General features: G+C 72.7%; 20 protein-coding genes. 6 read left to right on the top strand and 14 right to left on the bottom strand.

The annotated features are described in order from the left end of the window. Positions 1-6: 6 nt before the first annotated feature. The 4 genes from AB0F62_RS01350 to AB0F62_RS01335 are packed head-to-tail and all read right to left on the bottom strand — an operon-like array spanning position 7 to position 4,595. Positions 7-1,056, bottom strand: coding sequence for a Zn-dependent alcohol dehydrogenase (locus AB0F62_RS01350; RefSeq protein WP_361790662.1), 1,050 nt, complete (start codon positions 1,054-1,056; stop codon positions 7-9). Continuing rightward, a complete protein-coding gene (locus tag AB0F62_RS01345; RefSeq protein ID WP_361790659.1) occupies positions 1,056-2,522 on the bottom strand; it encodes an aldehyde dehydrogenase family protein in 1,467 nt (488 codons plus the stop codon). Before AB0F62_RS01345 ends, AB0F62_RS01350 begins: the two co-directional genes overlap by 1 nt. After that, positions 2,519-3,664 carry an acyl-CoA dehydrogenase family protein gene (locus AB0F62_RS01340; protein WP_361790656.1) on the bottom strand — a complete coding sequence of 382 codons (1,146 nt, stop codon included), beginning with the start codon at positions 3,662-3,664 and terminating at the stop codon, positions 2,519-2,521. The genes AB0F62_RS01345 and AB0F62_RS01340 overlap by 4 nt, the downstream gene beginning before the upstream one ends. A 28-nt stretch (positions 3,665-3,692) precedes the next feature. Beyond that, the gene (locus AB0F62_RS01335) at positions 3,693-4,595 is read right to left on the bottom strand and encodes an SDR family oxidoreductase (protein ID WP_361790653.1); all 903 of its coding nucleotides are present in this window, start codon (positions 4,593-4,595) and stop codon (positions 3,693-3,695) included. Between the two features lie 95 nt (positions 4,596-4,690). Here AB0F62_RS01335 and AB0F62_RS01330 point away from each other — a divergent pair, with 95 nt between their 5' ends. Next, a complete protein-coding gene (locus AB0F62_RS01330; protein WP_361790650.1) occupies positions 4,691-5,617 on the top strand; it encodes a cyclase family protein in 927 nt (308 codons plus the stop codon). Between the two features lie 15 nt (positions 5,618-5,632). Here the strand turns inward: AB0F62_RS01330 and AB0F62_RS01325 are convergent, their stop codons facing one another. The 4 genes from AB0F62_RS01325 to AB0F62_RS01310 all read right to left on the bottom strand — a co-directional run bounded on the left by AB0F62_RS01325 (position 5,633) and on the right by AB0F62_RS01310 (position 9,705). Continuing rightward, a complete protein-coding gene (locus AB0F62_RS01325) occupies positions 5,633-6,106 on the bottom strand; it encodes an ATP-binding protein (protein WP_361790647.1) in 474 nt (157 codons plus the stop codon). Between the two features lie 375 nt (positions 6,107-6,481). Further along, the gene (locus AB0F62_RS01320; RefSeq protein WP_361790644.1) at positions 6,482-7,390 is read right to left on the bottom strand and encodes an acyl-CoA dehydrogenase family protein; all 909 of its coding nucleotides are present in this window, start codon (positions 7,388-7,390) and stop codon (positions 6,482-6,484) included. A 6-nt stretch (positions 7,391-7,396) separates the two neighbouring features. Continuing rightward, the gene (locus AB0F62_RS01315) at positions 7,397-8,518 is read right to left on the bottom strand and encodes an acyl-CoA dehydrogenase family protein (protein WP_361790641.1); all 1,122 of its coding nucleotides are present in this window, start codon (positions 8,516-8,518) and stop codon (positions 7,397-7,399) included. Continuing rightward, positions 8,509-9,705 (bottom strand): amidohydrolase family protein, encoded by a 1,197-nt coding sequence (locus tag AB0F62_RS01310; protein WP_361790638.1) that lies wholly within the window; start codon positions 9,703-9,705, stop codon positions 8,509-8,511. Before AB0F62_RS01310 ends, AB0F62_RS01315 begins: the two co-directional genes overlap by 10 nt. Before the next feature lie 168 nt (positions 9,706-9,873). Here AB0F62_RS01310 and AB0F62_RS01305 point away from each other — a divergent pair, with 168 nt between their 5' ends. Together AB0F62_RS01305 and AB0F62_RS01300 are read left to right on the top strand one after the other, a co-directional pair. After that, the gene (locus tag AB0F62_RS01305) at positions 9,874-11,373 is read left to right on the top strand and encodes an AMP-binding protein (protein ID WP_361790635.1); all 1,500 of its coding nucleotides are present in this window, start codon (positions 9,874-9,876) and stop codon (positions 11,371-11,373) included. A 64-nt stretch (positions 11,374-11,437) separates the two neighbouring features. Then, entirely contained in the window at positions 11,438-12,541 is a 1,104-nt protein-coding gene (locus AB0F62_RS01300; RefSeq protein ID WP_361790819.1) for a tetratricopeptide repeat protein, read from the top strand. A 68-nt stretch (positions 12,542-12,609) separates the two neighbouring features. Here AB0F62_RS01300 and AB0F62_RS01295 read toward each other — a convergent pair whose 3' ends face one another. The 3 genes from AB0F62_RS01295 to AB0F62_RS01285 form a co-directional block, all read right to left on the bottom strand. Continuing rightward, positions 12,610-14,109: a cellulose binding domain-containing protein gene (locus tag AB0F62_RS01295; RefSeq protein WP_361790632.1), complete on the bottom strand. Its 1,500-nt coding sequence runs from the start codon at positions 14,107-14,109 to the stop codon at positions 12,610-12,612. Between the two features lie 144 nt (positions 14,110-14,253). Next, entirely contained in the window at positions 14,254-15,672 is a 1,419-nt protein-coding gene (locus tag AB0F62_RS01290; RefSeq protein WP_361790629.1) for a glycosyltransferase, read from the bottom strand. Between the two features lie 237 nt (positions 15,673-15,909). Beyond that, positions 15,910-16,272, bottom strand: a complete 363-nt coding sequence (locus tag AB0F62_RS01285; RefSeq protein ID WP_361790816.1) for an STAS domain-containing protein — start codon at positions 16,270-16,272, stop codon at positions 15,910-15,912. A 235-nt stretch (positions 16,273-16,507) separates the two neighbouring features. On the opposite strand from AB0F62_RS01285, the gene AB0F62_RS01280 reads away from it, so the two are divergent. Then, positions 16,508-17,056 carry a sigma-70 family RNA polymerase sigma factor gene (locus AB0F62_RS01280; protein WP_361790813.1) on the top strand — a complete coding sequence of 183 codons (549 nt, stop codon included), beginning with the start codon at positions 16,508-16,510 and terminating at the stop codon, positions 17,054-17,056. Continuing rightward, positions 17,053-18,372, top strand: a complete 1,320-nt coding sequence (locus AB0F62_RS01275) for a maleylpyruvate isomerase N-terminal domain-containing protein (protein ID WP_361790626.1) — start codon at positions 17,053-17,055, stop codon at positions 18,370-18,372. Before AB0F62_RS01280 ends, AB0F62_RS01275 begins: the two co-directional genes overlap by 4 nt. Positions 18,373-18,477: 105 nt before the next feature. On the opposite strand, the gene AB0F62_RS01270 is transcribed toward AB0F62_RS01275, so the two are convergent. Genes AB0F62_RS01270 through AB0F62_RS01260 form a run of 3 tightly spaced genes read right to left on the bottom strand, consistent with a single transcriptional unit; the run spans position 18,478 to position 21,624 of the window. Continuing rightward, positions 18,478-20,046 carry a transporter gene (locus AB0F62_RS01270; RefSeq protein ID WP_361790623.1) on the bottom strand — a complete coding sequence of 523 codons (1,569 nt, stop codon included), beginning with the start codon at positions 20,044-20,046 and terminating at the stop codon, positions 18,478-18,480. Beyond that, positions 20,043-20,930, bottom strand: coding sequence for an ABC transporter ATP-binding protein (locus AB0F62_RS01265; RefSeq protein ID WP_361790620.1), 888 nt, complete (start codon positions 20,928-20,930; stop codon positions 20,043-20,045). The genes AB0F62_RS01270 and AB0F62_RS01265 overlap by 4 nt, the downstream gene beginning before the upstream one ends. A gap of 34 nt (positions 20,931-20,964) precedes the next feature. Continuing rightward, entirely contained in the window at positions 20,965-21,624 is a 660-nt protein-coding gene (locus tag AB0F62_RS01260; RefSeq protein WP_361790617.1) for a bifunctional DNA primase/polymerase, read from the bottom strand. Positions 21,625-21,895: 271 nt separating this feature from the next. Between AB0F62_RS01260 and AB0F62_RS01255 the strand changes: the two genes are divergently transcribed. Next, complete coding sequence (locus AB0F62_RS01255; protein WP_361790614.1) at positions 21,896-23,278, top strand: transcriptional regulator; 1,383 nt, start codon at positions 21,896-21,898, stop codon at positions 23,276-23,278. Positions 23,279-23,411 lie beyond the last annotated feature (133 nt).

Here is a 23,411-nt window from a genome sequence, read left to right as displayed (position 1 = left end):
TCCTCCTCAGAACGTCAGCACGCCCCGGGCCACGCGTCCGCCACGGGCGTCCTCCGCCGCCTTGGCGAAGTCCTCCACCGGGTAGGTACGGGTGACCAGTTCGTCCAGCAGGAGCCGGCCCCGCCGGTACAGGTCCGCGTAGAGGGCGATGTCGCGCTGCGGCCGCGAGGAACCGTAGCGGCAGCCCAGGATCGACTTGTCCAGGTACATGGAGGACACCAGGAACGACGCCTCGGCGTCGGCCGGCGGCACGCCGAGCAGGACGGCCTGGCCGTGGCGGTCCAGGAGGTCGACGGCCTGCCGGATGAGCCCGACATGGCCGACGCATTCGAAGACGTGGTCGGCGCCGGTGGGCAGCAGCGCCCTCGCCGCCTCCGCCGAGTCCACGAAGTCGGTGGCGCCGAACAGCGTCGCCGGCTCCTCCTTCGCCGGATTGGTGTCGACGGCGACGATCCGCGAGGCGCCCGCGAGGCGTGCGCCCTGCAGCACGTTCAGGCCGACGCCCCCGGTGCCGATGACCACGACCGTGTCTCCGCGGTCGACCCGGGCGCGGTTGAGAACGGCGCCGACCCCGGTCAGCACCCCGCAGCCGATGAGCGCGGCCGAGGTCAGGGGGATCCCGGCGGGGATGCGCACGGCCTGGACGGCCTTGACGACGGTCAGTTCGGCGAAGGCGGAGTTGGAGGCGAAGTTGAACAGCGGCTCCCCCTGCCGGCTGAAGGGCCTGCCGGGACGGCCGATGGCCTTGCGGCACATGGTCGGGCGGCCCCGGTCGCAGTCCGGGCAGGTGCCGCAGTTGGCGAGGGTCGACAGGGCCACGTGGTCGCCGGGCGCGACATGGGTGACCCCGGCGCCGGTCGCCTCCACGACCCCCGCGCCCTCGTGACCGAGGACGACGGGGACGGGGAAGGGGATGACCCCGTCGATGACGGACAGGTCGCTGTGGCAGAGCCCGGCCGCCCGGATGCGGACCAGTACCTCGCCGGGGCCCGGGGCCCGGACCTCCAGGTCGTCCACGACCGCGGGTTGCGTTCCGTCGAAGATCACGCCTCTCATCACCACACCACCGCCTGGAGTTCGCTGTAGGCGTGCAGCCCGAAGCTCCCGCCGTCCCGGCCGACCCCGCTGTGCTTGAAGCCGCCGAAGGGTGTCTCGGGATGGCGCTGCACGGTGTTGATGCCGACGTTGCCGCTGCGCAGGCGGGCGGCCAGGGCCCAGGCGCGCGCGGTGTCGGTGCCGAAGACGTAGTCGTACAGGCCGTACGGGGTCCCGTTGGCGATCTCGACCGCCTCGTCCTCGGTGTCGTACGGGAGGGCGGCGACGACCGGGCCGAAGATCTCCTCCTGGGCCACGGTCATGCCGGGCGTGACGTCCGCGAGGAGTGTGGGGGCCACGTAGTAGCCGGGTTTGAGGTCGGGGCGCGTGCCGCCGGCGACGACGCGGGCACCCTGCTCGCGGGCCCCGGCGATGTACGCCTCGACGTGGTCGCGCTGGGCGGCGGTGATCAACGGACCGACGACGGTGGAGTTATCCACAGGGTCCCCGAGGGTGAGGGATCGGGCGTACTGTTCAAGGGCGGTGATCACCTGCTCGTACTGACCGCGGGGGACGAGCACACGGGTCGGCGCCGTGCAGATCTGACCTGAATGGAATGCCCATGTTGAACCGACAGCTGATATCGCCGATCTGAGGACGCCGGGCGCGGCGTCCTCCAGGATGATCGCCGCCCCCTTGCCGCCCAGCTCCATCAGGGTCCGCTTCATCGACGCGCCCGCGACGCGGGCGATCGCCCGCCCGACCGCCGTCGAGCCGGTGAAGCTGATCATGTCGACACCGGGGTGCGCGACCAGTGCCTCGCCGGCCGCGGCGCCCGAGCCGGTGATCACGTTGAACACCCCGTCGGGCAGGCCCGCCTCCCGCATGATCCCGCCCAGCAGCAGGCAGGTCAGCGGATCCTGGGGCGCGGGCTTGGCGACGACGGTGTTGCCCATGGCGAGGGCGGGGGCGACCTTGCCGGCCAGATTCACCAGGGGGAAGTTGTAGGAGGTGATGCAGGCGACCACACCCAGCGGACGCCGTGCCGCCGCCGCGTTGACCAGCCCGCCGGGGGCGAGCGGCGAGGCCTTCACGGGCTGCGGCGCGAAGGGGATCATGTCCGGTTCCAGCGCGCCCCGCGCGTAGCGACGGAAGCGGTCCACCGCCGTAGGAATCTGCATGCTCGACGCGACGCGGATCGTCGCTCCCGTCTCCTGCTGGAGCAGCGGTATGAGATCCGCCGACCGCGAGGCGAGGACGTCCGCGATCCGCTCCAGGATCGCGGCGCGTTCCGCCGGGCTCGTACGCGACCAGTCCTCGTACGCCGCCCGGGCGGCGCGCACCGCGGCGTCCACGTCCGCCGGGCCCGCTTCGGGGGCGAGCCCGACGGTCTCCTCCGTGGCCGGATTGACAACTGGATAGTGAGCTCCGGCCGGTTCGTGCCACCGGCCGCCGATCCAATGGGCGTACGTCCCGTCGCTGTTCATCCGCGAGGCTCCTTCGGGAGGCCGAGCACCCGCTCGGCGATGATCGTGCGCTGGATCTCGTCCGAGCCGCCGTAGATGGTGTCGGCGCGGCTGAAGAGGAACATCCGCTGGGCCTGGTCGAGTTCGTAGGGCCGCTCCGGCTCCCACGGCGCGGGTCCGGTCGCGGCGGGGGCTCCGCGTACGGCGACGGCCAGTTCGCCGAGCCGCTGGTGCCAGCCGGCCCACAGCAGTTTGGCGACGCTGGGGGCGGCCGGATCCGCGGTGCCCAGCGTCCGCAGGGCGTTCCAGCGCATCGTGCGCAGTTCGGCCCACTGGCGCACCAGCCGGTCCCGCAGCACGGGGTCGGCCGCCGCCCCGGAGGCCACGGCACGGTCGACGACCTGGCGCAGTTCGCGTTCGAAGCCGATCTGCTGCACAAGGGTGGAGACCCCGCGCTCGAAGCCCAGGAGGGCCATGGCCACCTGCCAGCCGTCGCCCTCCGCGCCGACGACATGGGCCGCGTCGGCGCGTGCCCCGTCGAAGAAGACCTCGTTGAACTCGGCGGTGCCGGTGAGTTGGCGGATGGGGCGCACCTCGATCCTGCCGGGCTGGTCCATGGGCACGAGCAGGAAGCTCAGTCCGCGGTGGCGGCGGGAGGCGGGGTCGGTGCGGGCCAGGACGAAGCACCAGTCGGCGTCCTGGGCGAGTGAGGTCCAGATCTTCTGGCCGCTCACGCGATAGCAGGGGCCTTCGGCGTCGCGGTCCGCGGTGGCCGCCGTGCGGACGCCGGCCAGGTCGGAGCCCGCTCCGGGCTCGCTGTAGCCCTGACACCACAGTTCCTCGCCCCGGGCGATCGCGGGCAGGAAGCGGTCGCGCTGGGCATCGGTGCCGTGCGCCTCCAGGGTGGGGGCGAGCAGGTTCTCGCCGATGTGCCCGGAACGGGCGGGCGCCCCGGCCCGGGCGTACTCCTCGCCCCAGGCGACCTGCTGGGGAAGGGTGGCGCGCCGGTTGCCGTAGTCGCCGCGCCATCCGAGGCCGATCCATCCGGCGGCGCCGAGTTCCCGCTCCCACTCTCTTCCGGACGCGCGGTCCGGGTGCGCCGTCAGCCACTCCCGTGCCTCCGCGCGGAAGGCCTCGGTCTCCGGGCCGAAGGTGAAGTCCATGGTCCGCCCTCTCCTCGGTGCCGGGCCGTCACTGCCCTCGGGAGGCGGCTGCGGCGGCGCGCATGGCCTCGAGCCGGGCGAGCATCGGCATGGGGTCGGTGCCGACCGTGCCCGGCAGGGCCGCCGCGATGCGCTGCGGTGTCCAGCCCTCGCCGTCGGCGTAGGCGGCGCGCAGCTCGCGGGGCTGGGCCCAGACCGCGATCTTGGGTCCGGCGACCGTGTAGACCTGCCCGGTGATCTCGCGCGCGTGATCGCTCAGCAGGAAGACGACCATGGCCGCGACGTCCTCCGGTTCGCCGATCTCGGTCAGTTCCATGGGCACGTTGGCGGACATCCGGGTGCGTGCCACGGGGGCGACACAGTTGGCGGTCACTCCGTAGCGGTGCAGTCCGAGTGCGGCGCTGCGCACCAGCGAGATGATGCCGCCCTTGGCCGCGGAGTAGTTGGCCTGGGAGACGCTGCCCTGGTGGTTGCCGCTGGTGAAGCCGATGAGGGTGCCGGAGCCCTGCCGGCGCATCACGGCGGAGGCGGCGCGGAAGACGGTGAAGGTGCCCTTCAGGTGCGTGGCGAGGACCGGGTCCCACTCGTCCTCGCTCATGTTGAAGAGCATCCGCTCGCGCAGGATCCCCGCGACGCAGACGACGCCGTCGACGCGGCCGTAACTCCGCACGGCGGTGGTGACGATCCGTTCGCCGCCCGCCATCGCCGAGACGTCGTCGGCCACCGCGACGGCCTCGCCGCCGGCGGCCTCGATCTCCTTCACGACGGCGGCCGCGACCTCACTGGCCGGCTCGCTGCCGTCGACCGCGACGCCGTAGTCGTTGACGACCACCTTGGCGCCCTCGGCCGCGCAGGCGAGGGCGACGGCCCGCCCGATGCCGCGCCCGGCGCCGGTGACCGCGACGACCTTTCCGCTCAGGAAGTTGCCCACGTCCGGTCCCGCCCCTTCTCAGAGTTTCTGACGGACCGTTAGATTTTAGGAGCACGGACGCACCCCAGCACAAGCCCTGAGACCGGGAGGCAGCGATGGCGTTCCCCGCCGAGTTCCACGACATCGCCAAGCGCGTCAACAACTGGGGGCGGTGGGGCGGGGACGACGAGATCGGCACCCTCAACCTGATCACCGACGAGGTCGTCCGCGCGGCGGCCGGCGCCGTGCGAAGTGGGCGCCGCGTACCACTCGCGCTGCCCCTGCGGCAGGACGGGGTGCAGACGGGCATGATCCCCGGCCGGGTCAACCCGCTGCGCACCATGGTGATGCTCAACCAGGAGATGTTCGGCCCGGGTACGGTCGCCACCAGCGACGACATCGTCACCATGGGCCTGCAGGCGGCGACCCACTGGGACGCGCTGACCCACGTCTCACACTCGGGTCGCATCTACAACGGCCGCCCCGCGGGCTCCATCACCGCCCACGGCGGCGCCGCCCACAGCGGCATAGAGAAGATCACGACGCTGGTCTCCCGTGGCGTCCTGCTCGACGTGGCCCGCGCCCGCGGTGCCGACCGCCTGCCCGGCGACCACGCCGTCACTCCCGACGACCTCGACGCGGCGGAGGAACTGGCCCGCACCACCGTCCGCGCCGGGGACATCGTGCTGGTCCGCACCGGCCAGATGCGGGTGTACCTGGCGGGCGACAAGCACGCCTACGCCTACCCGTCACCGGGGCTGTCGGTGCGGACTCCCGAGTGGTTCCACGCCCGTGACGTGGCCGCGGTCGCCAACGACACCCTGACCTTCGAGATCTTCCCGCCGGAGATCGAGGATCTGTGGCTTCCCGTTCATGCTCTCGACCTCGTGGAGATGGGCATGCCGCAGGGCCAGAACTGGGATCTGGAGGCACTGTCGGAGGTCTGTGCCGAGGTGGGGCGGTACGAGTTCCTCCTGGACGCCACACCCCAGCCCTTCGTCGGCGGGGTCGGCAGCCCGGTCGCACCGGTAGCGGTGCTGTGAGGACCGTCGGGACGGTCAGAAGGCGGGGCGGCCGATCAGCCCGCCCACGGACTGCGCGGGGACGATCGAGGGACGCTCGCAGCGGTCGATCTCGCACCAGATCTGCTTGCCCGCGCCCTCGCGCTGCCAGCCCCAGCGGTCGGCGAGCCCGTCCACGAGCTCCAGCCCCCGGCCGCCGGTCTCGTCGTTGTCGGCGTGCCGCGGGCGCGGCGGCGCGTCGCTGGCGTCGGCCACCTCGACGCGCACGGTCTCCTGCTCGCCGTTCTGCGCAGCGCCGGAGGAACGGAAGAGCATCCGCAGCACGGCGGGACAGCCGGTGTGGACAACCGCGTTGGTGACCAGTTCGGAGATGAGCAGGATCAGCGTCTCGGCGACGGGTTCGTCCGCTCCTATCCCGGAGCCCGCCAGCCGCGAGCGGGCCCACCGACGGGCCCGGCCCACCTCTGCGGGGTCGGGACCGACCTCAAGCTGAACCTGGAGCACCTGCACCGCTCACACCATCCGAACCGGCGGACACATCGCCTCGCGCCTCGGCAGGGTCACCGTACGTGACCTCTTCGCGACACAGCATGATTCACCCGCAGCCACCGCAACAAGCGCTTCGGGCATATTCCAGCGCAAGGGGGCACGAGTGCTGCATACTGTGCGGGGCTCATTACGGGGCGAAATCGAACAGCACGGTACAGGCAGCGCCTCGGGCTCAGAGGCCCCGCGACTGCCACATCCGTTGCGTTTCGCCACCACACGCACCCGATGGAGCGTACCCGAGGTGGGCGCCGACTCCACGGCGTGACGAGTCACACCTCGGACACAACCCGATATCGACACTCGGGGACTACTTATCCCTGACGAATCAGACATCATTCACGAAACACCCCAAAGAGTGTCGTTCATCAGACGCTCCGCCAGCGCTTCCTCACACTCCGCCACGGAACAGCCCCGGCTCCGCAGGATCCATGACCGCTTGATGTGCAGATGGACCTCTGCCTCCCAGGTGAACCCCATTCCCCCGAATATCTGCAGGCAGTCCCGGGCGTTGCGGACGGCCGCCTCGTCCGCCAGCAGTCGTGCGGCCGCCGTCTCCGCCCGGTCGCCGGTCACCGCCGCCGCACGGACCGCCGTGCGCGCCATCTCGACCCTGACCAGCATGTCCGCGCACAGGTGCTTGACCGCCTGGAAGGATCCGATGGGCCGCCCGAACTGCTCGCGGATCCCTGCGTGCCGCACGGCGAGTTCCAGGGCGCGCGCCGCGCTGCCGGTCTGCTGCGCCGAGGTCAGCAGCTCGCCCGCCGCTCCTGCGGTGGCCGGCGCGCCCCCCTCCACCCGGTGCAGCGGGGTGAGCGGGTCCACCGAACGGACCGGCTCGGCCTTGTCGTAGGAGCCCAGTACGTGGTCGGACTCCTCCAGCCACTCGGCCAGCCCGCCGTCGACCGCGGTGACCACCGCCGTGCCCTCGGCCGCTCCGGGCACCCGCCCGGCCGCCAGGTGCGTGGACACCAACGGCCCCGGCAGCAGCACCCGGCCGGCCTCCTCGAAGACGAGCACGGCCTCAGGGAGCCCGAGCCCGAGTCCGCCCCGCTCCTCCGGCAGGCGCAGTGCGAAGAACCCGGCCTCCCCCAGCGCCCGCCACACACCGCGGTCGAGGGTCGCGGGGGCTCCGGCGACCGTTCCGGCGGCGTCCTGTCGCAGACGCTCGACCGGGTAGACCCGCGCCAGCAGTCCACGGGTCCCGGCGGCGAGCGCCTGCTGGTCCTCGGTGAGGCGGAAGTCCACGACCGCTCATGCCCCCTTCGGCAGGCCGAGGATCCGCTCGGCGACGATGTTGCGCTGGATCTGCGAGGTGCCCGCCGCGATGGTGTACGAGAGCGAGGACAGCCGGTCCGCCGTCCACGGGCGGTCGGCGTCCAGGGCCCCGGTGGGGCCGAGCACCTCGGCGGCGGTGTCGTAGAGCTCCTGGCGCGCGTGCGAGTAGCGCAGTTTGAGGACCGAGCCGCCGGCGCCCGGGGCCCCGGCGCTCACGTTCCACTGGACCAGCCGCCACAGGACGCCGAACTCCGCCGCCAGCCGGCCGAACCGGCGCCGCAGGGCCGGGTCGTCCCAGGCCCCCGTCCCCCTGGCGGCCAAGGCCACTTCGCGCAGGGTCCGCCGGCAGGCGACGACCTCGCCGGCGAAGGCGGTGCCGCGCTCGAAGGAGAGGGTCACCATCGTCACCCGCCAGCCGTCGTTCTCCGCGCCGACCCGGTTGGCGACCGGCACGCGCACCTCGTCGAGGAACACCTCGGCGAACTCCGTGGTCCCGGCGAGGGTCCGCAACGGCCGCACCGTCACGCCCGGCGCGTCCATCGGCATCGCGAGCCAGCTGATGCCGCGGTGCCGGGGCGCGTCCGGATCGGTGCGCACCAGCAGTTCGCACCAGTCGGCGACCTCGGCGTGCGAGGTCCAGATCTTCGACCCGGTCACCACATAGGCGTCGCCGTCGCGCACCGCCCGCGTCCGCAGGGACGCCAGGTCCGAGCCCGCCCCGGGCTCGCTGAAGCCCTGACACCACACCTCGTTCCCGCGCAGCACCGGCGGCAGCCAGCGCTCGCGCTGCCCGGCCGTCCCCTCGGCGGCGATGGTGGGGCCGGCGTGCAGCAGACCGACGAAGTTCGCTCCGACGTAGGGGGCACCCGCCCGTTCGGTCTCCTCCAGGAAGATCAGCCGCCGGGTGGGGCCGCCGTTCCAGTGGACGTCGGCGTAACCCGCCTCGTGCAGGGTCCGCTGCCAGCCGGTGTCGTACGCCCGCCGGGCGGGCCAGTCGGCGGGGTCGGGCGCGGGCGGGAGCGTGGGCAGCACCCGGCCGAGCCAGGCCCGCAACTCGCCCCGGTAGGCCTCCTCCTCGTCGGTGTACGTCAGGTCCACCGGTCCGGCTCCAGCCCCAGCATGCGGATGGCGTTGCCGCGCATGAGCTTGTAGACCGTCTCGTCGTCGAGGCCCTTCACATGGTCGAGGGCGACTTCCCTGGTGTGCGGGAAGGTCGAGTCGACATGCGGGTAGTCGGTCTCGAAGGTCGCGTTGTCACGGCCGACGACGTCGATCGAGGCGACGCCGTGCTTGTCGCGGAAGAAGCAGCAGAAGATCTGGCGGTAGTAGTAGGTGGACGGCGGCTCGGGGATCAGGTCGCGCACGCCGCCCCACGCCCGGTGCTCCTCCCAGACGTCGTCGGCCCGCTCCAGGGCGTACGGGATCCAGCCCATCTGCCCCTCGCTGTACGCCAGCGTGAGCCGGGGATGGCGTACCAGCACCCCGCTGAAGAGGAAGTCCATCATCGAGGCCATCGCGTTGTTGAAGGAGAGGGAGGCCTGGACGGCGGGCGGCGCGTCCGGGGAGGCGGCGGGCATCTGCGAGGAGGAGCCGATGTGCATGTTCACCACCGTCCCGGTCTCCTCGCAGACCGCGAAGAAGGGGTCCCAGTACCCCGAATGGATGCTGGGCAGTCCCAGGTGGGTGGGAATCTCGCTGAAGGTGACGGCCCGCACGCCGCGCTCCGCGTTGCGGCGGATCTCCGCGACCGCGAGGTCGATGTCCCACAGCGGGATCAGGCAGAGCGGGATCAGCCGGCCGCCGCTGTCCCCGCACCACTCCTCGACCATCCAGTCGTTGTAGGCGCGGACGCAGGCGAGGGCGACCTCCTTGTCCTTGGCCTCGGCGAAGGTCTGGCCGCAGAAGCGGGGGAAGGTGGGGAAGCAGAGCGACCCCTCGACGTGGTTGAGGTCCATGTCGGCGAGCCGGGCCTTGGGGTCCCAGCAGCCGCGCCGCATCTCCTCGCGGGTGATGCCCTCCAGGGTCATCTCGTCCCGGTCGAAGCCCACCGCGGCGATGTTCCGCTTGTAGGGGAACTTCAGGTCCTCGTAGATCCACCAGTCGGTCGGCGGCCCGTCCGGGTCCATCGTGATCTGGTACTTGCCGCCGACGTAGGCGAGCTCCCCGATCCCGGCGGTCAGGGGCTGGGGCCCGCGGTCCCGGTACTTCGCCGGCAGCCAGGTCTCGAAGAGATGTGCGGGTTCGATCACGTGGTCGTCGACGCTGATGATCCGGGGCAGTTCCATCGCTCCCCGCCCTTCCTTTAATCTGATGGATCGTCAGATTCACAGTACGCCCGCCGCCCCGGGGCGTCCATCGGCGACGCGCGGACCCTGGACCGCGCCCGACGGGGCGCCTACGCTCCGGGCGAGCCGATCTGACATTCCGTCAGCTACCGGCCGGGAGGAGAAGAGATGCGAAGCCTGGGCGACTCGCCGACCCTCTGGGCGCTCATCGCGGGGCGGGCGGCCCTGACCCCCGACGCCCCGGCCCTGCTCGACACCGACGACCGCCGGCTGACCTTCGGGCAGCTGCGGGACCGCGCCGAACGGGTCGCCGCCGGGCTGTACGCGCTCGGCATACGGCCCGGCACCGCGGTGGCCTGGCAGCTGCCGACCCGGATCGAGACGGTGGTCCTGTCGGCCGCCCTCGCCCGCCTGGGCACCGTGCAGACCCCGGTCATGCCCTTCTACCGCGATCACGAGGTCGGCCACATCCTGCGCCAGACCCGCCCCGCCCTCCTCGCCGTGCCCGGCGAATGGCGCGGCTTCGACCACACCGCGATGGCGCGCCGCCTCGGCGCGGAGCACGTCCTGACCGCGTACGACTCCCTCCCCGAGGGCGACCCGGCCGTCCTCCCCGCCCCGCCCGCGGACGGCACACAGGTCCGCTGGATCTACTGGACCTCGGGCACCACCTCCGAACCCAAGGGCGTCCTGCACACCGACCGCAGCCTGATCGCCGGCGGCTCCTGCCTCGCCCTCGCCCTGGAGCTCGGCCCGGACGACGTCGGCTCGATCGCCTTCCCCTACGCGCACATCGGCGGCCCCGACTACCTGGTCATGCTGCTCCTGTGCGGCTTTCCCGCCCTGCTGCTGGAGCACTTCTCGCTCCCCGGGTCCCTGGAGGCCTACCGCAGGCACGGGGTCACCATGGCGGGCGGCAGCACCGCCTTCTACTCGCTCTTCCTCGCCGAACAGCGCAAGCTGCCCCCGGGACGCAGGATCGTCCCCACCCTGCGGCTGCTCTCGGGCGGCGGCGCCCCCAAGCCACCGGAGCTGTACCACGAGGTGGTCCGCGATCTCGGCTGTGCCCTCGCCCACGGCTACGGCATGACCGAGGCCCCCATGATCACCATGGGCTCGCCGCGCGACCCCGTCGACCGGCTCGCCACCACCGAGGGCCGGCCGCCCGCCTCCATGGAGATACGGATCGCCGAGGACGGCGAGGTGCGGCTGCGCGGCGAGGCCGTCTGCCAGGGCTACACCGACCCCGAACTCACCGCGCGGGCCTTCGACGCGGACGGCTTCCTCCGCACCGGGGACGTCGGCAGGCTGACCCCGGACGGATATCTGGTCCTCACCGGCCGGCTGAAGGACATCATCATCCGTAAGGGTGAGAACGTCTCGGCCCGGGAGATCGAGGAACTCCTCTACGGCCACCCCGGTGTCGCCGACGCCGCGGTGATCGGCCTCCCCGACCCCGTGCGCGGGGAACGTGTCTGCGCCGTCGTCGAGCAGCCGCCGGACGCGGAACCGCTCACCCTCGCAGAGGTCACCGCCTTCCTCCGCGCCACCGGCCTGGCCGTCCACAAACTCCCCGAACAACTCGAGGTGGTGGACGCCCTGCCCCGAAACGAGACCCTGCGCAAGGTCCTCAAGTACAAGCTCAGGGAGCGCTTTACGAAAGCGTGAGGCACGTCCGGCGCAAAGCCGCGTACCCTCCTCCGCAAGAGCTCCGAAGCGGGAAAGGTTCATGGTGGGCACACAGGACGGCCAGGACCAGGTGCGGGACGGCCTGGACGAAGGTCCCGGCACGAGTCCGGAAAGCGGCCCGCAGGACGGCCCGCAGGATCCCCTCGAGCTGCTCCGCCTCGGCGACGCGGCTCTGGACACGGGCGAACTCATGGAGGCCCGCGTCCACTTCGAGACGGCCGAGCGGCTGCTCGCCGCGGATCCCACGGCCACCGACGCCCGGCGGGCCGCGGCGCGGCGCGGACGTGCCGTCTCCCATCTGCTGGCGGGCGAGGTGCGGTACGCCTCGCACCTGCTGGAGGAGGGCATCGCCCGGCTCGAACGGCAGGCCGCCACGGGAGGCGACGAGCCCGACACCGACGCCCTGCTGATGCTGCACATCGCGGCCATCGGCCCCTACACGGACCTGGGTGCCTATGCCCGCGCCGCCCATGCCGCGGAGCAGGCACTCAACCTCGCCCCCGACGCGGGGGATCCGGCCCTGGTCGCCCAGATGCACCGCAGCATCGCCCGCACCCTGATCGTCGCGGGACGCACCGGTGAGGCCGAGGCGTCCCTGGCGAAGGCGCAGGAGCTGTTCCAGCGACTGGAGCTGCACACGGACCTGGCGCACTGCCACTGGATGCGAGGCTACGTCCACTCCCAGGACGGCGACCTGGAGCAGGCGGAGCGCGAGTTGCGCACCGCCCGCGACATGCTGTCCGCCGGCCGGTCCGTGCTGTTCACGGTCCAGGTCGAGGTGGAACTGGCGGACGTGCTGCGGCGGCGCGGCAAACCGGCCGAGGCCGAGGAGCTGCTGACCCGGCTGCTGGACGAGCTGGGCCCATGGCGCGGTGCCGTCCACGCGGGCGGCGCGCACCGGCTGCTCGGGCTGCTGGCGGAGGAGCGCGGCGACCCGGAGGCCGCGGAGGAGCACTACGTGTCCGCCCTGGCCCTGCTGGAACGCGCGGGCGCCGCCGGAGACCTGGCGGACATCTGCCGGCTGCTGGGGGATCTGCTGCGCCGTTCCGGGCGGGTGGAGGCGGCCCTGGACGCGTACCGGACAGGACTGGGCCACCGCGCGGCGATCGGCACCACGACGCTGGGCCCCGCGCCGGCCGACTCCTAGGCTCCTCGGCGGACGGCCCCCGGGCACGCCCTGATCCCTCCCGCCACTCCCGCGAGCCGCGGGAGGGATCAGGAGCCGCCGACGGTGTTCACATAGTTGGTGCCCCGGTCGGCGAGGCCGTTCACGGCCTTGAGCACCTCCGCCGGGGACCGGGCCGCCTTGGCGTCGTGGTAGAACCAGTCGACTTCCATGTCCCAGGTGCGCTTCCCGGTGAACGGCAGGTCGACGAACCACGCGTTGAAGTTCACGGACATGTTTTGGGTCGGGTAGTAACGGCCCTTGGTACGGAACAGTTCGTGCCCGTCGACGCTGTAGGTGACGACTCCCTTCGCCGCCGTGGTCACCACGGTGTGCCACCCCGCGAGGCTGGACATCGTGGCCCGGGTGATCCGGTCCCCCTGTGCCGCGCTGCGCCAGGTCGTCGTGTCGAGCCTCGGGCCCGGGGCGCCCCAGCCCCCGTTCGGCTGGTACTCGTTGTCGAGTTCGCTGTACCGGGCGCGGTGGTGCGGCGAGATCATGTAAAAGGTCTCGTTGATGTGGTCGCCGTTGCCGCCGCTGGTCGGCCGGTCCGTGAAGTGGATCCGGGCGGCGAAGGTCCCCGTCAGGAACTTCGTGCCGGTGGTGTGCACCTCGGCCTGCGTGGTGCCCCGTGGCGTCCCGTCGGTCGCGGCCCGCAGGCGCAGGACCTGACCGCCGAGGGCGTCCTCGTCCGCGGGGAAGCTGACCCCTCCCGCCGACCAGGTGTCGTGGATACCGGGGCCACCCGAGCTGGTGCGGACCAGCCAGCCGTGAGCGCGGAGCGCCGGATCGCGGGGGCCGCTGTACCGGAAGTCGTCGAAAACGATGCCGGAGGGAGGCGGCGGCGCGGGCCGGACGGCCGGGGCGGAGGCTGAAACTGGAGCTGAAGCTGAAGCGGACGAGCCCTGGGTGGCGGCGGTGGCCTTGCCCGCGGGCTCGTCACCCCAGACGCGCCTGCCGTCCAGGTAACCGGTGACCAGCGCCGAGGCCTGGAAGGTGCTGTGCCCGGGGCTGAACGACCGGTCGTTCCGCTGGTTCACCTTCCGCCCGTCCGGCCGGTACAGCTGCAGCCCGATGGCTCCGCTCTTCGCCCCCGGGGCCAGCGTGCCCGCGGCCGTGGTGAAGGTGATCTCGAGGTAGTGGTCGGCGGTCGGGGTGGGATCCGCCATCGCGACGGTCCGCCCCGCGATGTTCGAGCAGCCGACGGCGGCCTGGACGCAGTTGAACACGTACGGCGGGCCGCCGTCCTCGGTGAAGTAGTACCGGACCGCCACGTCGCCCAGGCGGACACGCTTGTCGGAGGTGTTGACGATGTCCAGCCACGGCCGCGCGGCGGCGGCGGTCGCCGGCGCACCCGCCTTGTAGCGGACGGTCAGCTCCGGGGGCGGCTGATGCGCGTCACGCCACACGGGGTGGAGCGCCGTGCCGCCCGCGGCCACGGCGGCCACCAGGACGAGGAGCTTGACCACCGCCCAGGCACGGCGGCGCGGCCTCCGCCGCCCGGTGGGGACCGGGCGGGTGGGGCGGGCGGCGGGACGGGCAGAGCCCACGGAAGCTCCTGACTCGGTGGAGGGCGGTGCCCGGGGGCACGCCCTGCGGTCTCTCGGGGATCCGGTCGGGACGGGTGCGCGGAGGGGGAGCGAACGGCCGGACGGACGGCCCGGGAAGGGCGCGCCTCCGGGTCTCCCCACCGCCTACGAGGAGGCGTCCTGTGAGGAGGGGTCGCGCCGGGCGCCCACGGAGCCGGAGGCGGGCGGGACGGCCTCGGCGTACGCGGGGACCGGCCACGGGCCCGCGCCGATGTCCTCTCGGCGCTGGTGCGGGATGGCGGGCTGGTACGCGATGTCGTCGTGGGCGCCGCCCACCTCGATCTTGGCGCGGGTGCCCCAGTTGGTGCTCCGCAGCGTCGCCAGCGACCACAGTCGCAGCGGAAGCAGCAGGCCGATGTTGAGCAGCGCGTACAGCGGGGCGGCCAGGAACGTGAGCACGCGGTCGGCCAGCCTCACCTGTGCGGCGCCGCGCAGGTAGTGGACGGAACGGAGCCACGCCATCAGGCACATGTAGCCGAGGTAGCCGACCAGCAGCGTCCAGCCCTGAGGGTGCAGGAGGACGGCGACGAGGGAGGCGAGCAGCGCCGCGGTGAACGCGACCCAGGTGACGAGCTCGACGAGGTTCAGCCACCAGTACACGCGCTGCAGCCGGAATGTGGCGAAGAGCAGGAACCCCTCGCGGATGAAGGACTTGCCCCAGCGGATCTGCTGGCGGATGTAGTGGCCGAGACGCTCCGGGACGTCGGTGTAGCCGACGGCCGACGGCTGGATCAGGGAGAGCCCCTCGGTGAGGCAGTAGTACGTCAGCCGTCGGTCGTCCCCGAAGGTCGCGGGGCGTCCGAGGAACCTCTGGTCGAGGAAGTCGTCGAGGTGCTTGCGGACGACCCACCCGCGGTACATGGCCAGCGACCCGCAGGCGCACAGGACCGAGCCGAGGCGGGAGTAGGCGACCCGCTCCCCGAGGAAGGCGTTGACGTACCGCATGTCGATGAGGCGGGTGAGGAGATTGGTGCCCCGGTTGTGGGCGAGCACCAGCCCGGTGACGCACTGGACACGCCGCTTCGCGAAGGGTCGGGCGAGTTCGGCGACGGCGTGCCGGTCGAGCAGCGTGTCGGAGTCGATGCAGAGATAGACGTCCGCGTCCGGTTCCTGCCGGAATCCCGCGGCGAGGCCGTGACGCTTCCCGCGGTTGCCGGGGAACCGGATGAAGTCGAGGCGGACCCCGGCCCGCTGGAACTGCGGGCGCATCTCCTCGATCAGGGCACCGGCGGAGTGGTCGCCGGAACAGTCGTCGACCACGGTGAGGGAGTGCGGTAGCAGGGTCTGTGCGAGGACCGACTCGAGGCAGCCCCGCAGCATCGCGGGGGCCTCGTTGTAGACGGTGATCACGCCGTGCAGCCGGAATCGGCTCACCGGCTGGTGGAACGTGAGCTCCGGACGGCGCCGCCGGCGGATGGAGAGCAGCAGCTTGACGGCGAGGAGAGAACCGACGGCCACTCCGTACCAGTGCAAATGACGCAACGACCACGAGGCGTGGTCCAAGGCACCCGCGAGATTGTGCATGGCCAGTGGAGACCTCCGTGCGAACGCCCCCACCGTCGGACAGAACCTTGAACGTGTGTTCTGCGCACGAAGGTAACGCGAGCGGAGGACCGGCGAAAGGTGCATCCTCCGCAGATTTCGCCCAGCCGAACACAATAGGGCTTCTACGGGCGCCTCATGGATGAAACGGACATGGGATGTGAGAGTCCTCACACGCGACGCGCGGGGCCCTCCGCGCCCCCGGCACGGTGGAAGGCGTCAGGCCGAGAGCGGCCCGGCCGCGTCGTCCGTGGCGGCGGCGAGATCGGGGAAGACCTCGAAGAGCCGGCGCACGCCGAGCGCGGCCAGCACCCGGTTGACGTGCGAGACCCCCTCGGAGGGAGAGTCCTTCGGGAGGATCAGGCGCAGTTGCCCGGCGCAGGACCGCATCAGCCGCCGGGCGGCGATCAGCACGCCCACCCCGCTGGAGTCGCAGAAGTGCACCCCGGCCAGGTCCAGCACCACGCTGCGCCGCCCGTCGGCCACCGCGTCGTGCACGTGCTGGCGCACCGCAGGCGCGGTCACGAGGTCCATTTCTCCGGAAACGGTCAGGATCGTCCATCCGTCCCGCTCGCCCTGCATCACCTGCAATGCCACTGTCTGGCCCTTCTCCTGGCAGCGGTCGTACAGACCCTATGCCCCGCCCGAGACGTTTCCCCGCAACCTTCCGGTCACACCCGGATAACTCATTACCAGAATCGATCAGTTGTGGCAGAAGCTTGCCGCAAGGCGCCGTACATGGCAGCAATCGGCGGATACATTCGATGCGAGGCAGTGCGACCGGAGCCGGGCGATGGTGACAAAGGGGGACGACGCGATGGCGGCATCCGCACCACCCCGCTGGGACCGGAAGATGCAACAACGGCTCGCACGCGGCGAGGAGGCCGCGCTCGGCGAGCTGTACGACCGCTACGCCTCCCTCGTGCACAGCCTCGCCCACCGCGTCATGGCCGACGAGGACGCCGCCGCGCAGATCACCCGCGAGGTCTTCGGCTACATCTGGGAGAACCCCGACGCCTACGACCCCAAGCAGGGGTCGCTGCGCTCCTGGATCGCCGGTCTCACCCAGCGGCAGTCCGTCCACCGGCTGCGCCAGTCCGAGAACCGCGGCGCCGGTACCCCGGAACAGGTCGAGGCCCGGGTCCGGGAGGCCTCGGCGGCCGCCCGCGCCGACTACATCGTGACCTCCATGCCCGAACCCCTGCGCCAGGCCCTCGACCTCGCCTACCGCCGCCGCATGGACTACCGCGCGGCGGCGGCCGACCTTGGGGTCACCGAGGACGAGGCGCGCCGCCGCCTCAGGCTCGGGCTGCAGTTGCTGTCCACCGCAGTGCAGGACTCCTCGCCCCAGGGAAGGCCGCTGTGAACGGACCGGCCGAGAACGGCGAGACGCCCCCGCCCGGAACCAACCTGCCCCGGGTGCCGATGCCGCGCGGCGCCGCCGAGGACGGTCCGCTGCCGGAGGTCGTCCCCGTACCCCCGTCCTCGCCCGACCGGGTCGACCCGGCCGACGCGCCCGCGCCAACGTCGCCGGAGTCGGCGCGCGAGCCGGAGCATGCGCCCGCCCGGGAACCCGCGCAGCGGCAACTGCCCCAGTACGAGCACCGCGTGCTGCGCTCGCTCCTCGGCGCCTGGGCGCTGTCGGCCTGTTCCCACGACGAGGCCGGCGCCGTCGAACTCCACCTCACCGACTGCGCGCCCTGCGCGGAGGAGGCGCTGCGGCTGCGCCGCGCGGTCGGCCTGCTCCACCAGGAGGAGTCCCTCGACCTCGACCCACTGCTGCGCGCCCGCGTCCTGGAGGGCTGCCTGGGCCGCCGCCCCGCCCGCATCCCCGTCCCCGAATGGGCCGCGCCCTACGACGCCGAGACCGCGCGCCTCGACGCGCTCCTCGCCGACCTCGGCGAGCCCGAGTGGGACATGCCCGTCAAGCTCGTCTGGGCCGGCGGCGCACGCGAACTGACCCTGTGCGGCGTCCTCGCCCACCTCGGCTCGGTGGACGGGGTCGTGGCCACCGCCCTGGGCCTCGACGACCCGCTCGGCCCCGGCGCGCCCCGTACGCGCCTGGAGCGCACCGAACTCGCCGGGGAGCGCTGCCGCCGCCACACGCACGCCTTCGTCCGCAACAAGTGGCGTACCCAGACGCGGGACATCGTGCGGACGCTGTCCTTCGCGGGCTCCGCGACCGGCGGGCTGCCGGTGGACTTCGCCGACGCCGTCGTACCGATGCGGGACGCCCTGATCGACCGCGCCTTCGAGTGCTGGATCCACGCCGAGGACATCGCACAGGCCCTGGACTACCCCGAGTACGGTCCGCCGGCGGCACCGCACCTCAACCGCATGATCGATCTCGCGGCCCGGATGCTCCCCACCGCCCTGGCCGCGCTCCGCCAGGCCGGGCTCGCCGAGTCCGCCGCGCGGCTGGTGCGGGCCGGCGCCCCGGGCCGCACCCTCGACCTTCACGTCGAGGGCTCCGGCGGCGGCCACTGGTACATCTCCCTCGACTCGCCCGGTGCGATCGGCACCCCGGAGGCGGTGGTCGCCGAGATCGCCGTCGACCAGCTCGACTTCTGCCAGCTGGCCGCGGGACACATCTCCCCCGCCCGGATCGCCGCCGGACGCGACGGGGACCGGGCCGCTATCCGGGACGTCCTGCACGCCACGGCATCGTTGTCACGCCTCTAGAGCCCGTCGTCACCAGCACGGCAGGCGCGGGCCGTGGGAGCAGCCGGGAGGCGAAAAGCCGAAGAGCCCGAGAGGCCAAGGGGCCAAGGGACCGGGGGAGGCCCGTCAGCCCTTGCTGACCGCCGTCAGCACCTCCGGCAGGCGCCCCAGCAGACGGGGCGCCGCGGTCCGCACCCCTAGCACCGCGACCGCGGCACCGTAGAGGCAGCCGAGCGGCAGGACGAGCCACAGCGCGGCGTGCCGCCCCGAGACGTGGAGCCAGATCAGCACACCCAGGACGGGGAGTGTGATCGCCGCACCCATCGCCGCGCCGCCGATGAGGCTGAGCCAGGCCAGGCTCGCCTGGCCCGGTGCGGCGGCGCTGCCGAAGCGGTTCTCCCGGGGCATGGAGTAGGGAAAGCGGACACTCGCCCAGGCGCCGGTGGCGATGAGCGCACCCAGCAGCGCGAAGGAGAGCCCGAGCGTCTCGGCCGCCGCGTCCAACCGCCCCAGCAGGAAGGCGGCGCCGAGGGTGACGAGGACCACGTACGGCACGCCCACCACCGCGATCGCCAGGGCCCGCCCGCGCAGTTCCGCGTACGCGTCCCCCCGGGAGGAGATGGTCGCGGAGACCGTCCAGAAGGCGGATCCGTCCATGCCGAACTGGTTGTACATCTGCAGCCCGAGCAGACCGGCCGCCCAGCAGGCGGTGTAGACGCTGCCGTGCTGGAGCGCCGAGACGACCGGCAGCATCAGCCCCACGGCCAAGGCCGTGGCCCAGCCGGCCTTGGTCCGCGGATCGCGCCAGGCGTAGCGGAACTGGCGCTCCATGACCGTGCCGGTGCGCCCTTCGGGGATCAGCCGGAACCGCGTCTCGCGGACGCTCGACGGGCCCGCCTGCAGGGTGGAGGCGTCGGGGCGGGTCATCAGCCGGTCCAGGGTGCGGTGCCACCACACGAGCACGAGCCCCAGAACGGCGGCGGCGGAGCCGAGTTCGGCGGCCGCGACCCCGTACGCGCCCTCCCCCGCGGAGTGCACCGCGTCCAGCGCCGACGCGGGCGGCAGCCAGCGCAGCGCGGAGGTCAGCGGGCTGATCCGCTCCAGGCCGTTCCCCGAGGTCAGGGAGTTGACACCCAGGTTGACCAACTGGGCCCCCACCGCGACGAGTACGCCGCTGAGCACCGCCAGGTCGCGCCCCTTGCGGCTGGTCAGCAGCCGGGTGTTGGCGGCGGCGACGGCCCGCGAGAGGGCGACGCACAGCAGCACGGTGAGCGGCACCGCGAGAACCGCCACCGCGGCCGACGCGGCACCCGCCGTGACGGACACCGCCGCGCCGGTCGCCACCAGGAGCGTGAGCAGGGGCCCGACACCGACGAGCGAGGACACCAGGAGTGCCCGGATCAGCGGCCGCGGCCGCAGCGGCAGCATGGCCAGCCGCGTCGGATCGAGGGTGTCGTCCCCGCCGAAGACGAACAGCGGCATCACCGCCCAGCCGACGCCGAGCACCACCCCGACGCCGACGGCCGCCGAGGGCGCGTAGTCGTTGCCGTGCAGGGCGACCAGTCCCACGCTCAGGCCCAACGCGTACAGCAGGGCCACCAGCGTGCCGATGATCCAGCCGACCGTGCGTCCGGTCGACTGACGGAGGCCGTTGCGGATGACGGACAGCTTGAGCCGTACGAAGGTGCCCGTCACGCCCGGCCCGCCCCGGCCGTCCCGGCCCCGCCGCTCCCGCCGCTCCCGCCGTCCCCGCCGCCCGGAGCACCCGGAGCGCTCTCGGCGCCCGGCGCCTGGGGCGCGTTGGCCCCGCCGAGCCAGTCCAGGTCCTGCCCCGGTCCGCGGTCCCGCGCGCCTACCAGGGTCAGGAAGGCGTCCTGAAGGGTCGGCGCCTGCCCGCGCACCTCGGCGAGCGGCCCCTGCGCCACGATCCGGCCGGCGGCCATCACCGCGACCCAGTCGCAGAGGCTCTCCACCAGCTCCATGACGTGCGAGGAGAACACGACGGTCGCCCCGGAGGCGGTGTAGCGGTCCAGCACCCCGCGGATGGCCTGGGCGGAGACGGGGTCGACCCCCTCGAAGGGCTCGTCCAGGAAGAGCACTTCGGGGTTGTGCAGCAGCGCCGCCGCCAGCCCGATCTTCTTGCGCATGCCCGTCGAGTAGTCCACCACGAGCTTGCCGGCGGCCCCGGCCAGATCGAGCACGTCGAGCAGCTGGGCGGCCCGGCGGTCGGCCTCCGCGCCGGGGATGCCGCGCAGCCGCCCGGTGTAGGCCAGCAGCTCGCGGCCGGTGAGCCGCTCGAACAGCCGCAGTCCCTCGGGCAGTACACCGATGCGGGACTTCACCGCGACCGGGTCGCGCCAGACGTCGGCACCGCCGACCTCGATGAGGCCGTCATCGGGTCGCAGCAGCCCCGTCACCATCGAGAGGGTCGTGGTCTTGCCCGCGCCGTTGGGCCCCACGAGTCCCACGAATTGACCGGCGGGCAGCGTCAGATCGATCCCGGCCACGGCGATCTGCTGCCCGAAGCGTTTCCACAGTCCATGGACGCGCACGGCAGGCGCGGCGGATGCGTTCGGCATCCGCCCAGCCTATGCCCGTCCGGACCGGTCTCTCCTAGCGTCCGCGCCCACAGGCGTACGCGAGGGGGCAGATGAGCTCCTCGGTGTCCGGCAGCCACCGGTTCAGGGCCGTGGGCTTGCGTACCCACTGGACGACACCGCCGGTGCCCAGGCGCGTGGGCGGGGCCGGAACCCAGTCGCCGTCGCCGCGCACCACCAGGTCGAGCGAGGACGGGGCCCAGCCGAGCCGGCGCAGCAGGTCCGGCGCCTTGGCGGCGGCACCGGGAAGTACGAAGAAGACCATCCGGCGGGCGGGGGTGCCGAGCACCGGGCCGAGGGGCAGTTCCATCCGCTCCATGCGGGCCAGCGCCAGGCAGCCGGCGTCCTCCGGAACGTCGATGGCGTCGAAGGTACGCCCGGTGGGCAGCAGGATCGAGGACTCGGGCTGCCGCAGCCACATCCTGCGTACCGCGGCGCCGTTCCCGCTCGCCTCCCCGATCCAGTCCGGCCCGGCCGGATGCGCCCCGGGCGCCGGGCACGCGGTGTAGCCGCAGGAACAGCGCGGGATGCGCGGACCGCCGCGGCCGGCCGGGGCGGCGTCCTCCACGAGCCAGGCACCGGGCAGCACATCCCAGTGCCGCTCCTCCGCGTAGCCGACCGCGGCGTCGAGGAGTTGTCCGGCGATCCGCCGCGGGGCTGCGATGGGGTGTTCCACGGTGTCTTCCACGACCTTCACAACTGCGCGGCCCAGCAGGGGTTACGGGCAGTGATGGTGCGGCCTCGCGGCTCATGCCGGGCGCACGGGAGCACAAGCGGGGGCGCGCGGTGGGGGAGGTTCGGCATCCGGGTAGTCACCCTTGGGTGTGTAAGCATGCATCCCTCCGTAAATTATGTCGTTTGCGGGGCATTTGAGTGGCGCGTACCGGGAAGGGATCTTCGGGAAGGGATCTTGAGGTCCCGAAAGCGGCAGCTGTGAGGGGGAGCCCATGGCCGCACGACCGCTCGTCGCCCGCCAGCCGAACGAACGGCTGCAGGCACTGATCCAGGAGGCAGGCTGCTCCAACGCCGGATTGGCCCGCCGGGTCAACATGTGCGGCGCGGAGCACGGCCTCGACCTGCGTTACGACAAGACATCCGTGGCCCGCTGGCTACGCGGCCAGCAACCGCGGGGCCGGGCACCGGCGATCATCGCCGAGGCGATCGGCCGCAAGCTGGGCCGCACCGTCACCATCGACGAGATCGGCATGGCCAACGGCAAGAACCTGGCCACCGGAGTCGGCCTGCACTTCTCGCCCACCGTCCTCGGCGCGATCGAGCAGGTCTGCGAGCTGTGGCGGAGCGACGTGGGCCGCCGCGACTTCCTCACCGGCTCCAACGTGGCCGCCTCGGCCCTGGTCGAGCCCAGCCGCGACTGGCTGATCACCCGCGCCGACCCGCAGGTCGCGCGGACCGGAGGACAACGGGTCGGCATGTCGGACGTCGAGGCGGTGCGGGCCACCACCCAGTCGCTGAAGGAACTCGACCACCGCTTCGGCAGCGGTCACGTCCGCCCGGTGGTGGTGCACTACCTCAACAGCGTGGTCTCCGGGCTCCTCGCGGGCTCGTACCGGGAGTCCACGGGCCGTCAGCTCTTCTCCGCCGTCGCCCGGCTGACCGAACTCGCCGGCTACATGGCCGTCGACACCGGCCAGCCCGGGCTCGCCCAGCGCTACTACATCCAGGCACTGCGCCTGGCCCAGGCGGCCGGCGACCGCGCGTACGGGGGCTACGTCCTCGCCGCGGGGATGAGCCACCTCGCCGCGCAGCTCGGCAACCCGCGGGAGATCGCCCAACTCGCCCGTGCCGCGCAGGAGGGTGCGCGCGGCCAGGTCACCGCCACGGCGCAGGCCATGTTCTACGCGGCGGAGGCGCGGGGCCACGCGCTGATGGGGGACGCGCGCGCCTGCGGCACCGTCGCGGGGCAGGCCGTCGAGGCGCTGGACCACTCCAGTCCCGACGACGACCCCGACTGGATCGGGCACTTCGGCCAGGCGTACCTCGCCGACGAGCTCGCGCACTGTCACCGCGACCTCAACCAGGCGCCGCAGGCGGCCCGCCGGGCCGAGGAGGCACTGGCCGGGCACGGTCCGGAGAAGGCCCGCCGCCGGGCGATCGGCCTGCTGCTGCTCGCCCAGGCCCAGGTCCAGCAGCGGGAGGTCGAGCAGGCCTGCCACACCGGCGCCCAGGCCGTCGAACTGCTCGCCACGATCCGCACCACCCGCGGCGCGGAGTACCTCGAGGACCTCCGCCTGCGCCTGCAGCCGTACGCCGCGGAGGCCGCCGTCCGGGAGTTCGACGCCCGGCTGGAGGAGCGGGAGCTGGCGGCGTAGCCGCACGGGGATGGGGGCGTCGCGCGCCCCCGTCCACCGAATCGTTACGCGAACGACATCAACCCACCGGCAAGGGCACCCTGTTCTGCGCCTGGGCGCCCCGGCCGGCCCGCGCCGGACCCCCCGCGGCGTG

Source organism: Streptomyces sp. NPDC026673 (genome assembly GCF_040638135.1).
Taxonomy (GTDB): domain Bacteria; phylum Actinomycetota; class Actinomycetes; order Streptomycetales; family Streptomycetaceae; genus Actinacidiphila.
Note: the sequence above shows the minus strand (reverse complement) of the source record. Positions and strands in the feature narration are given on the sequence as shown.

Bases quoted from the DNA above. Each gene is read 5' to 3' on its own strand.
- AB0F62_RS01340 (WP_361790656.1), bottom strand. From the start codon at position 3,664: ATGGACTTCACCTTCGGCCCGGAGACCGAGGCCTTCCGCGCGGAGGCA.
- AB0F62_RS01345 (WP_361790659.1), bottom strand. From the start codon at position 2,522: ATGAACAGCGACGGGACGTACGCCCATTGGATCGGCGGCCGGTGGCAC.
- AB0F62_RS01330 (WP_361790650.1), top strand. From the start codon at position 4,691: ATGGCGTTCCCCGCCGAGTTCCACGACATCGCCAAGCGCGTCAACAAC.
- AB0F62_RS01265 (WP_361790620.1), bottom strand. From the start codon at position 20,930: ATGCCGAACGCATCCGCCGCGCCTGCCGTGCGCGTCCATGGACTGTGG.
- AB0F62_RS01255 (WP_361790614.1), top strand. From the start codon at position 21,896: ATGGCCGCACGACCGCTCGTCGCCCGCCAGCCGAACGAACGGCTGCAG.
- AB0F62_RS01305 (WP_361790635.1), top strand. From the start codon at position 9,874: ATGCGAAGCCTGGGCGACTCGCCGACCCTCTGGGCGCTCATCGCGGGG.
- AB0F62_RS01350 (WP_361790662.1), bottom strand. From the start codon at position 1,056: ATGAGAGGCGTGATCTTCGACGGAACGCAACCCGCGGTCGTGGACGAC.
- AB0F62_RS01290 (WP_361790629.1), bottom strand. From the start codon at position 15,672: ATGCACAATCTCGCGGGTGCCTTGGACCACGCCTCGTGGTCGTTGCGT.
- AB0F62_RS01285 (WP_361790816.1), bottom strand. From the start codon at position 16,272: ATGCAGGGCGAGCGGGACGGATGGACGATCCTGACCGTTTCCGGAGAA.
- AB0F62_RS01280 (WP_361790813.1), top strand. From the start codon at position 16,508: ATGGCGGCATCCGCACCACCCCGCTGGGACCGGAAGATGCAACAACGG.
- AB0F62_RS01310 (WP_361790638.1), bottom strand. From the start codon at position 9,705: ATGGAACTGCCCCGGATCATCAGCGTCGACGACCACGTGATCGAACCC.